7 protein-coding genes are annotated in these 11,464 nt (G+C 66.2%); 4 read left to right on the top strand and 3 right to left on the bottom strand.

Translation table 11 applies throughout. From position 1 onward, the window contains the following. A partial coding sequence (locus tag K338_RS0119115) for an ISL3 family transposase (RefSeq protein ID WP_022919744.1) occupies positions 1-333 on the top strand: 333 nt, incomplete at its 5' end. Here the strand turns inward: K338_RS0119115 and K338_RS25365 are convergent. Then, a complete protein-coding gene (locus K338_RS25365) occupies positions 292-1,410 on the bottom strand; it encodes a site-specific DNA-methyltransferase (RefSeq protein WP_022919749.1) in 1,119 nt (372 codons plus the stop codon). The two genes, K338_RS0119115 and K338_RS25365, sit on opposite strands and share 42 nt — an antisense overlap. A 57-nt stretch (positions 1,411-1,467) precedes the next feature. Beyond that, positions 1,468-4,392 carry an SNF2-related protein gene (locus K338_RS0119105; RefSeq protein ID WP_027287053.1) on the bottom strand — a complete coding sequence of 975 codons (2,925 nt, stop codon included), beginning with the start codon at positions 4,390-4,392 and terminating at the stop codon, positions 1,468-1,470. A 290-nt stretch (positions 4,393-4,682) separates the two neighbouring features. Here K338_RS0119105 and K338_RS0119100 point away from each other — a divergent pair, with 290 nt between their 5' ends. From K338_RS0119100 to K338_RS0119090, 3 genes are read left to right on the top strand one after another with little or no spacing between them, the layout of a single operon-like run. Further along, complete coding sequence (locus K338_RS0119100) at positions 4,683-5,933, top strand: DUF6361 family protein (protein WP_022919747.1); 1,251 nt, start codon at positions 4,683-4,685, stop codon at positions 5,931-5,933. Then, on the top strand, positions 5,933-7,801 hold the full coding sequence (locus K338_RS0119095) for a phospholipase D-like domain-containing protein (RefSeq protein ID WP_022919746.1): 1,869 nt from the start codon (positions 5,933-5,935) through the stop codon (positions 7,799-7,801). The genes K338_RS0119100 and K338_RS0119095 overlap by 1 nt, the downstream gene beginning before the upstream one ends. Next, entirely contained in the window at positions 7,798-11,001 is a 3,204-nt protein-coding gene (locus K338_RS0119090) for a DEAD/DEAH box helicase (protein ID WP_022919745.1), read from the top strand. The genes K338_RS0119095 and K338_RS0119090 overlap by 4 nt, the downstream gene beginning before the upstream one ends. Before the next feature lie 130 nt (positions 11,002-11,131). Here the strand turns inward: K338_RS0119090 and K338_RS0119085 are convergent. Then, positions 11,132-11,464 (bottom strand): ISL3 family transposase (locus K338_RS0119085; RefSeq protein ID WP_022919744.1); only part of this gene is annotated, 333 nt, incomplete at its 5' end.

Genomic DNA, 11,464 nt, shown 5'->3' with positions numbered 1-11,464 from the left:
TACCTGGTGTATCAGGACATCATCACCGCCTATCAGCACCCTGACCGGCGCACCGGCAAGAAGCTCATGGCCACCCTCATCGACAAGCTCCGCCGTGGGCTGCCCGACGGGCTGGAGGAGATCGCCCAGCTCGGGCGCACCCTGTGGCGCAAACGAGACCAGATCTTGGCGTTCTTCGACCACGAGGGAGCCTCGAATGGGCCTGTCGAGGCGATCAACGGACGACTGGAGCACCTGCGCGGGATCGCCCTCGGCTTTCGGAACTTCACCCACTACGTCCTGCGCTGCCTCCTACACTCTGGCCAGCTCGCCGCCCGCATCAACGCACTCTGAATCCGGAAGAGCCACGAAACCATCTCCCTTGATGACGATTCGCGTCCCGTCGGCTACCTGCTTCTCAAGATAGTCCTGCGACCAGATCACTCTCCCGCGAAGCGAGAAGGGGGCGGAGGCTTTGCCATCTACGACCGAGACCTCGTTCTCGAGTGTGTACCCAGACTTACGCTCACCTGCGGGATACGTCCCGTCCGCGAGCTGAAGATCTAGCCACTCCGGCTCAAATCGCAGAGTCGTTTCCTTCATGGATGACTTCGTGAGGGACGGCAGGCCCTCCGTAGCCTTCTGCGCACCGACGAGGGATCCGAGATGCGCTCGATTGCGTGCATAGCAAAGAATGTGTTGAGCATTCTCGCGCTCGACCCGAGAGCTATTGTCAGGACGGAAGTTGCTCTCCCAGATGTAATTTTCAATGAAATTCGATTCTCCGAAAACCTCATCCAGAACACGACGAAGATTAGCGACCTCGTTGTCATCGATCGAGATGAAGATCACGCCATCTTCAGTAAGCAGGTTCCGTGCGAGCTTGAGTCGCGGGTACATCATGCTCAACCAAGCCGAGTGATACTGCGGGTTCTCTGCGGAGTTCTTAGCGCTCGAGCTCTTCGGCTTACCGTCTTCAGTGAGCTGCCCCGTGTACTCCAGATAGGTCTGGAGACCCTCACGGTAGTTATCGGGGTAGACGAAATCCTTGCCCGTGTTGTACGGAGGATCGATGTAGATCATCTTGATCTTGGCGTGGTAGTGCTTCTGCAGGATCTTGAGCACTTCGAGGTTGTCGCCCTCAATGAACACGTTCTTGGTGGTGTCCCAGTTCTTCGAGTTCTCGAAGTCGGGGCGTAGCGTCGCCGTGGTCGGCTCCTGCGCAGCACGCAGGGCGCGCTTCTTGCCGGGCCAGAACAGGCCAAAACGCTCGCTGGTGTCAGCCGCGTCGCCGTCCAGCAGCTCCTTGAGCTTCTCCACGTCCACCTTGCCGTCGGCGATGACCTCGGGCATCAGCTCAGCAAGCTGCGCTGCCAGCTCGGTCTGGAAGTTCGAGGTAGCAGATGGTGTCTCGTGGATTTCTTCACTCATCGGGAATTTCTCTTTCCTCAGTTTAACAATTTCGATGCCTTTTGTGAATGCTGACCGTTACGCGACGATGCGCCAACGGATCGCGAACAGATGCTCGGTGTCCTGGATGCCCTGCAGGGATTGCTCTATCATGTCGGGCTTCTCGTCAATCTCGGCCTGCAGTTTGCGGCGTGCATCGCGGAAGTCGTCGTCAGCCTCGTCGGCCCGGCGCTCCCACTTGCGTGCCTCGCGCTTCAGCTTGAGCTGCTCCATCGGGTCGTCCGCCTGCTTGGCCGCCTTGCGGGCTTCCTTCTCCTTGGTGCGGTACTCGCGGATCTTGCTTTCATGCTCGGCCTTGCGATCCTGCTGGTTCCGGTACAGCAGCTCCTCCTGCTGGTCGTAGTAGCGAGAGTTGCGACCCTGGACTTCCTTCTCCAGCTCACCGAGCCGCGCTTTGAGCTGCGGCTCGAGCTTCGCGACGTCGACCGCGACGGGCTGTTCGCCCACGTCGAGGCAGGCGAGGTCGAGGATGTCGGCGACGTACTCCTCGTCGAGGTACTGGCCGTCGTCGGTTATGCCACCGGCGAGCATGTATGACTCGGAGATGTCCTCGTCGCGTGCCCGCATCGTGAAGGTCAGTAGGTTGACCGTCAGCTCGCCGCTCTTCCCCTCGAGCGCCTTGACAGCATTGCTGGCACGCTTCGACTGGCCGAGCGAGAACGTCAGCTCGCGCTGCGGTGTCGTGTGCGACTTCGCCGTGTCGGCCACGTGCTGCGCGAGCGGGCTGGCGTAGCGGTACTGGTGTGCGTTCGGGAGGGGTTTCGATTTGAAGAAGTAGCGGCCCGTCGGCGCGTCCTTGGTGGGCGCCTGGTTCAGGACGAACGTGCGGCCGTCGCCCTGGAACGTCGCGACCTCGCGGAGTTCGTGCTGGGTGATCGCGAGCAGGAGCCGTTCGAACTTGTTGAGCACGTCGCCCGACTGCTCGTCGTAGGCCTTAAGGCGATCCTGCACATGTGGGTCGAGGTGGTCGAAGACCTTGGCCTTGGCGCTGGCCATCTCCTTTGAGATCTCGCCTGCGAACTGATCCTCGAGCTGCTTGAACGCGGTATCGATCTCACCGGCCGTCTTGCAGCGGGTGAGGATGTCGCTGATCCGCTTCTCGAAGTCGAGACCATCTTCCACCGCGCCGAGCACTTCGTCGCTGGCACCGAACACGTTCGAGAACAGCTGGAACTTGTTGGTGAGGAGTTCAAGGATGCGCTGTTCGGCGATGTTGCCTTTGTTGCTGAAGTTCACGACGACGACGTTGTGCTTCTGGCCGAAGCGGTGCACGCGGCCGATGCGCTGCTCGACGCGCTGCGGGTTCCAGGGCAGGTCGTAGTTGACGAGCATCGAGCAGAATTGCAGGTTGATGCCTTCTGCCGCTGCCTCGGTCGCGATCATGATCGTGCCGTGTTCGCGGAAGTAGTCCACGAGTGCCTTGCGGCGGTCGGCCGCCGGGATGCCCGTGATCAGGTCGCTGTCCTTGTTGGCCGTCAGCCACGCCTGGTAGATCGCTGTCTGCTCAGGTGAGGTGTTCGAGCCGTTGAACAGCACGACGCCTTCGCCGCGACCGGCATCTGCGAGGGTGCGCGCGATGTACTCCTGCGTCTTGGTCGAGTCGGTGAAGATGATCGCCTTCTCCGCAGCGCCCAGCTCTCGAAGGCGCTCGAAGCCCATGTCGAGCGCCTCGTTCAGCTTGACCGCCTTCTGGTTGACCGTGATCGAGCGAGCCAGCGCCGCGTATTCGCGGAGCTCGTCCACCTCGGCGCGCATCCGCTTCAGCGTCTCTTCATCGAGCGACGTCGGGCTCTGCTGCGACGTGGTCTCCTCAGCTTCCTCGACGATCTCTTCTTCCAGTTCGTCACCCGCTTCGAAATCGGCCAGGAAAAGCCCGCCACGGTTGTCGCGCAGCTTCCCTGCGGCCACTTCGTCCGCCAGACGGTTGGCGATTTTTTCGAGCGTGCTTGCGACGGCATAGGTCGACGAGCCGAGACGCTTGCGGATGATGAGCGCCGAGAGGTGACGCTGCGAACCCGCGAACGCGAACAGCTCGTCACGCTGCAGATAGTCGTTGACAAGGCCGTACAGGCGTACCTCGTTTGCGGAAGGAGTGAACTCCATCGTCAACGGCATGCGCTGCGTGAAGCGGATGTACTTACTCGCGTCCTTCCGGAGCGTCCGCTTCGAGATCGCCGCCACGCGCTCGACCAGGTCGTCGTCCCCGGTAAGATCTCGGTTCTTGATGTAACGTTCACGGAACGCATCGAGCGAGTAGAAGTACTCCGGGTCGAAGATCGAGACAAGCCCGTACAGCTCCTCCAGCTTGTTCTGCAACGGCGTCGCAGTGAGGAGCACAGTCTTGCGCGCACTACGGGCGACGTGAGAGACGGCCTCGGCCACCTTCGCCTTGCCGTTCCAGTAGCTCCGCACCCGGTGGGCTTCGTCTGCCACTACGAGGTCCCATGCCTTCAGCAGTGAGGTCTCGTGACGGAGGACGAACTCGTACGAACAAATCAGCGCCTCGTGCGACCGCGTGTCGACCTTGGCGAGCAACGCATCCTTCGACTTCGCGTCAAGGATCGAGGACGGGATCAGGAACTTCTCGTACAGCTCCTGCTGCCACTGCTGCCGCAGGCTCGAAGGAGCGACGATGAGGACTCGGCGCTTGCGCTCGGCCCAGTACTGCGAGATAACGATGCCCGCCTCGATCGTCTTGCCCAGGCCGACCTCATCCGCCAGGATCACTCCCGGCAGGAACGGCGTCTGTAGCGCGAACAGCGCCGCGTCGATCTGGTGCGGCTTCGGCTCAACCTGCGCGTCGAACAGCAGACCGGCGAGTTTGCCGACGTGATCGTTGGCGTAGCTGCGCTGCAGCTCGTGTGCGTAGTACTTCGCCTGATAGTCCGTGAGTGAGCCGGACCTGGCAGATGGTCCAGTGCCGAGGACGAATGGCTCGCGCACAGCCAAAGGCTGAGCGTCGGCAGCGCCTGCTGACCCAGCTTCGGGACTCAAGGCCTACGCCCCCTACTACCCCGTCGCGGGGTCTCATCTGGTCGGTTGTCTATCTGCCCACAGGTTAGCGTTTTCCACGGACACTGTTTTGCGGATCGGCGGACCAGAGCGACGCCAATCGCTCTCTGGCCAAGCCAGCACCCTCCATTGTCATGAGCTGCGAACGTGCGGACGACACTCACCACTGCGTGAGCGGGGTCCGCTCCACGCGTCGAGAAGCGCCTGGCAGACTCACCTGCATGACCTCCACGTTCGGCTGGCTGGCGCTCGACCCTGAGCACCGGCGCCGCATGATGGAGGCGGTCGACCAGTTCCGCGACCAGGGAACTGTCGACAACCTGGGTCTCGGCGGCATCCGTGACGCGTTCTCCGACACGCTGTTTCCCGGCACGTCCACCCTGCACACCCGCCTGCGCTACGTCCTATTCATCCCCTGGCTGCTGCAGGACGCCAGCCACAAGGCATCCCTCGCCGAGATGCAGTCCGCATTCCGGGAGAACGAGTTCCGGCTGATCGACGCACTCAAACGGGGCGAGACCGCCGGCGGCGCCGAAGGCGTGATGGGACGAGAGGCCGGACGCAACCTGCATCGGCTCCCGTCCGCCGTCTACTGGGGCATGCTCAGCCGCTGGCAGATCTTCACGCCCGGGTTCACCACACGCTCCTACTTCGAGCGTGAGCTGCTTCGCCGCGAAGAGGTCGCAACGGCCCCGCAGGCAGACGACCCGGAGGCGCGCGTTCACCTCACCCCCACCGGCCTGGACGAGCGCCTCCCCGATCCGCCCCGGCGCCTCCTCACCCGGGCGGACTTCACCCTCCGCCCACACGAGGCCGCCTACCTCAGCGAGACCATCACCCGCACCACAGCCGGCTCCGCACTGGCACACCTGGTCGTCCACCGGCCCGCAACCTGGACCAATGCCGACAGCACCCCCGACACGATCGGCCACCCTGCCATCCGATCCGAGCTACCGGTCGACCTGGACACGCTCGTCGACAGAGCCGAGCGGTTCGCACTCCTCGCCCACGGCGCCAACCTCCTCTATAACCTCCTGCTCGCGGAGGAGACCCGGCGCACCGACCGGCACGGCAACGACCTCACCGAGGACTACCGAAACCGACTCAGCGACTGGTTCGCTGAAGCTCAGGAGCGGCGGCCGTTCTACCAGGACGACCGCACCCAGGCGGCGCAGATGGTCGCACAGCGCGGTCGGCGCCTCACGCCACTGACCGCATCGTTCCTCGCCACCTGGGCAGATACCGTCACCGCGGCCCGTACCGTCGCCGACCTCATCGAGCCGCCGAGCACCGGCGACCTGATCCGCCAGCGCGAACGCCAGGTCAAGGGCAGCCGCGCCCGGTTCGCCCCCGGCAACCAGCGTGCCCTCGACGGCTGGAGCGGGGCCAGCGGCACCAACCGCTACTCCTATCGCTGGTCCTACGTGCGCCGCCACCTGCAAGACCTCTACGACGCCCGGGATGTCGCCTGATGCTCCACCCCGACAGCACGGTGCTGCTCACCGACGCCCTGCGCCCGCCACCCGGTTACCACGTGGACCATGCTGTGGCTACCACGTACTCCCTCACCCTTACCGCGATGCTCATCGCGCCCATGACCTTCACCCTCGGTGAGCTGGGCGACTCCCGCATGCTCGGTAACACCGACCCAATCCAGCTGCTGGACGCCGTCGAGCGCCACGTGGACCACACCACGGTGTTCGTGCAGGCCGGCGGCATCCACGTGCCCACCAGCCATAGCCGGATCCACGCCTTCCTCGAAGACAGCATCCACGAGGTCCTCCCGCCCGAGGAGCAGCACCTGTTCCATCCCAAGCTCTGGGCGGTGCGCTACGCCGACGACCACGGCCACACCCACCACCGCATCCTCATCGCCAGCCGCAACCTCACCCTGGACAACTCCTGGGACACCGTCCTCGTCCTGGACGAGGACCGGCACGGAACCATTCCCGCCGCACCGGCCGCTGAGATGCTGACCACCCTGCCCCGCCTGGCACTGGAACCGCTCCCCCGCAAGCGAGCCTCCGCCGTCGACGATCTCGCCCGCACCCTCCACACCGTGCAGCTGGCAGCACCGGCGCCGTTCACCGGCGGCCACCTGCTCCCCCTCGGACTCACCGACGACCAGCCGTGGCCCTTGCCCGCCAACCCGGCGCGGGTGCTGGCGATCAGCCCGTTCCTGTCCGCCCGCACGCTCGGCCGCATCCGCGGCACCAGTCCGCAGGCCACCCTGGTCTCCCGCGCCGAGTCCATGGATCGGCTCGGAATGAATCGGCTCACCGGCTGGGAGACCACGACCTTGCATCCAGTGGCGGAGCACGGCCAGGACGACGCCGAGAGCGTGCGCGCACTGGATGAGTTCACCGCAGTGGTCGACTCCCCCGAAGCCGGTCCGCCCGCTATGGCACAGCTGGAGGGCCTGCATGCCAAGACGGTCGTCCTTGACCTTGTCGGCGGAGAGTCGATGACCGTCACCGGGAGTGCCAACCTCACCGAGCAGGCGTGGTCTGGTGGGGTGGAGATGGACGCCGTGCTCACCGGTCCCACGCCCACCTGTGGGGTGCAGGCGGTGCTCGGTGAGGGCGCGGAGTCCCTCGGCCTCGCCCAGGTGCTCGAGCCCTACACCCCGGCCGATGCGGACGGTCTGTCCGACCCGGCGATCGAGACCAGCTACCAGCTGGAGGAGTTCCATCGCACCCTCGCCCGGCACCGGCCCCGCCTGGAGATCACCCCGGTAGACAAGGACACGGTCAGTGCCCGGCTGGTGCTCTCAGTGCCCGACGACCCGCCCGGAGAGACCCGCATCTGGCTCACCACCGTGCGCGAACAGATCCGACCGCTCGCCGGGGAGCACACCTGGCAGATCGCCCCGGTGAACATCACGCCGTACCTGGCTCTGGAGACCACCGCAGGTGAAGGGGCGGCGCGCGTGACGCGGCGGTGTGTGCTGATGATGCGTCTGGTCGGCGACCCGAGCGACCGGAAGCGTGCGGCGCTGGCGGCGATCCTGTCCTCCCGGCAGAGCGTGCTGCGCTACCTGGCGCTGCTGCTGGGGATGGATCCGGTACCGGGCGAGCGGGAAACGCCGCTGGAGGATCCCACCGGGCTGGTGGTGCAGGAGATGGTCGACGGCGGAGCGTCCGGGGCGAGTCTGCCTCCCCTGGTGCTGTTCGAGCCGTTGGTGCGCGCGGCCGGGCAGGACCCGTCCTCGCTTGCGGCCGTCGCCCGGCAGATCTCCGAGCTGCGGCAGATGCCGCAGGCCGCCGAGGTGATCCCTGCGGAGTTCCTCCAGATGTGGGACGTGGTGCTCGAGGCAGTGCAGGACCGGAGGGCCCGATGAGCGCGCAGCGCCCCGACCTCGGCCGCATCCTCGGCGGCCTGAAACCGTTCCAGCGGGCCACTGTGGACCACGCGTTCGGGCGGCTGTGGCTGGATGAGGACGCCGTCGACCGGTTCCTGGTGGCCGACGAGGTGGGCCTGGGCAAGACGCTGGTGGCCAAGGGCATCGCGGCGCGTGCGATCGACCACCTGTGGGACCGGGAGCAGGCGATCAGCATCGCCTACATCTGCTCCAACGGGCAGATCGCGCGGCAGAACCTGCGCAAGCTGCGGGAGCTGACCGGCGGGGAGCTGCAGGACAACGCCGACCGGCTCACGATGCTGCCAGCGACCATGGGGCAGGCGGACCAGGGCCGGTTGCAGCTGATCGCTTTTACGCCCGGCACGTCGTTGCAGCTCGGCAACTCCACCGGGCGTGCCGGGGAGCGGGTGCTGCTGCACTCGATGCTCCGCTACCTCCTCGGCGCGGAGGAGCTGGATCGGTCCTCCTGGTACACCTACCTCACCGTCAATGCCGGGCTCGCGAGGTTCCAGAAGGCCGCCAAGCGGTCGCGACCGGCGCTGGACGCGGCCTTGATGTCCGCGTTCGCCCACCACCTGCGCACCACCCCTGGCCCCGGCGGTGCGCCGCTGCTCGAGGAGCTCCAGGAAGATCAGCAGCAGTGGTTGAAGAGCCGGGGCCACCACCGCCGACCCGGCAGCGAGGTCTGGCAGTCCCGCTCGGCGATCATCGGCGCCCTGCGCATGGCGATGGCCAGCGTGTCCGTGCAGCGGTTGCACCCGGACCTGGTGATCCTGGACGAGTTCCAACGGTTCAAGCAGCTCTTCCCGCACCCGGAGCAGGACCCGGCCGAGCTCACCGACACCCAGCGGTTGGCGCAGCAGGTGATCGCGAACACGGGCACGAAGGTACTGATCCTCTCGGCCACCCCGTACAAGATGTACACGCTGCCGGACGAGCCCGAGGGTGATGACCACTATCGGGACTTCACCGACACGATCTCGTTCCTCACTGGCGCCCCTCGCGCCCGGGAGATCACGCGGGACCTCGCCCTGCTGCGGGAAGGAATCCTCGCCCGCACCGCCGACGGGCTGGCAGGCGCCGAATGTGCCCGAGAGCGCGTGGAGGGGGCGCTGCGGCGGGTGATGTCACGTACCGAACGACTGGCGGCCACAGTGAACCGGGACGGCATGCTGGCAGCACGTGACCTGGGTCCGATGCGGCTGGAGCGCGCGGACCTGGATGGGTGGCTGGCCACCCAGGCGATCGCTGAGCGGGTGGACTCCTATGACCCGTTCGAGTTCTGGCGGTCGGCGCCGTACACGGTGAACCTGATGGACCAGGGGTACAAGTTCCAGCGTGACTTCCTGACGATGGCCGACGAGAACGACGCCCAGCTCGCCGAGGTGCTCCGGACGAACCGCGGCGCCCTGCTGGACTGGTCCCGGATGAGCCAGCACCGGCCGGTCGACCCGGCGAACGGGAAGCTGCGGGCGTTCCTGGCGAACTTCGCCGAGCACGAGGCGTGGTGGCTGGCTTGGGTGCCGCCCTCGCTGCCCTACCTGCAGCCGCGTGGCGGGTTCGCGAGCGAAGGCGCCCGGTGCTTCACGAAACGGCTGATCTTCTCCGCGTGGACCGTGGTGCCGAAGTCGATCACCACCCTGGTCAGCTATGAGACCGACCGGCGGCTGCGTGCCGATCTCCGGGCTGCTGGGCTCGATGCGTCGTTGGCGGACGTGCGTTCCACGGGGCTGTTGTCGTTCGCGTGGGACCCGGAGAAGGATCTACCGCGGAACCTGACCAACCTGACCGTGCTCTACCCGTGCGTGACGCTCGCGCGCCTGGGTGATCCGCTGGAGGTTGCCCGGACGAGTACTACGCAGCTGCCGCTGGATCGCAACCAGGCGGTCGCCGTCGTCGAGGAACGGGTGCGCACAGCGCTGGCGGAGATCGGCGTGGTGCCCCAGCCGGGCGCCGAAGGGATCCGGCGCCGCTGGTACGGCGTGGCCCCGTACCTGCTCGATGCGGAGCTGGCCACGGATGGCACGTTGGACGACCGGTTGCAGGAGTGGCGCAAGCACGACGGCGAAGGGTCGCGTCTCGTGGACCACATGCGGTGGGCGATGCACCCAGTCCGGGCGGAGATGGGCGAGCCACCGGAGGACCTGCCCCGAGTGCTGGCGGAGATGGCGCTGGCTGGTCCGGGCGTGTGCGCGCTGCGGGCACTGGCCCGGGTGGAGGACGGTGCCCTTTCGTTCTCCGATCCGATCCTGCGGCGGGCAGCAGTGGTGGCGACCAAAGGGCTGCGGACGTTGTTCAGCCAGCCGCAGGTGGCCGCGGCGGTGCGTGCGGCCACCGGGGACGGCGGTGATCTGTCGGTGGACTCCTACTGGAACCAGGTGCTGCGCTACGGCCTGGACGGGAACCTGCAGGCGGTGCTGGACGAGTACGTGCACATGCTCACCGAGTCCGAGGGGCTGGCCGGTGCGTGCAGGGCGGAGCGTGCTGAGAAGCTGGCGGACCGGATCGGGATGACGGCAGGTGTTCGGGCCGTGCGCAACGTGGTGCACGACGTGCGGGTACGTGGCGGGCGGATCTCGGTGACCGATCGGAACGTGAGCTCGCACGTGGCGGCACGGTTCGGGCGGGCGGCCTCGGACGAGAAGGCCGAGGCGCGGGAGGCCACGGTGCACGACGGGTACACCTCGCCGTTCTGGCCGTTCGTGCTGGCGAGCACGTCGGTGGGTCAGGAGGGGCTGGACTTCCACACCTACAGTCATGCAGTGGTGCACTGGAACCTGCCGAGCAACCCGGTGGACCTGGAGCAGCGGGAGGGCCGGGTGCACCGGTACAAGGGGCATGCGGTGCGCAAGAACCTGGCGGCGGTGTTTGGCACGGAGGCGGTGACGCCGTCGGGGACGGACCCGTGGCGGGCGATGTTCGCAGCGGCGGAGGCTTCGCGCCCTGCGGGTGATTCGTTGATCAACCCCTACTGGGTGTTCCCGCTGGAAGGTGGCGCCACGATCGAGCGGTACGTGCCCGCGATGCCGCTCAGCCGCGAGGCCAAGCAGTACGAGCAGCTGCAGACCACGCTCGGTGCCTACCGGTTCGTGATGGGTCAGCCGCGGCAGGAGGACCTGATCCGGTACCTGGGCTCGGATGTGGAGCGGCTGAAGATTGATCTGGGGCCGCCTGCGTAGGCCGCGTTCAGCGCCTCGTCTCTAAAGCTCCATCCAGCATCAGTCAATGCAGGCACTGCTCCCAGAGGTGTCGCTAGACCCGCAAGCCGTCCCTTGTCGGTGGGCTGCGCTATAAGTGGCTCTTCCGGATTCAGAGTGCGTTGATGCGGGCGGCGAGCTGGCCAGAGTGTAGGAGGCAGCGCAGGACGTAGTGGGTGAAGTTCCGAAAGCCGAGGGCGATCCCGCGCAGGTGCTCCAGTCGTCCGTTGATCGCCTCGACAGGCCCATTCGAGGCTCCCTCGTGGTCGAAGAACGCCAAGATCTGGTCTCGTTTGCGCCACAGGGTGCGCCCGAGCTGGGCGATCTCCTCCAGCCCGTCGGGCAGCCCACGGCGGAGCTTGTCGATGAGGGTGGCCATGAGCTTCTTGCCGGTGCGCCGGTCAGGGTGCTGATAGGCGGTGATGATGTCCTGATACACCAGGTA

The sequence above is a fragment of the Ruania albidiflava DSM 18029 genome (assembly GCF_000421225.1).
GTDB lineage: Bacteria > Actinomycetota > Actinomycetes > Actinomycetales > Beutenbergiaceae > Ruania > Ruania albidiflava.
Note: the sequence above shows the minus strand (reverse complement) of the source record. Positions and strands in the feature narration are given on the sequence as shown.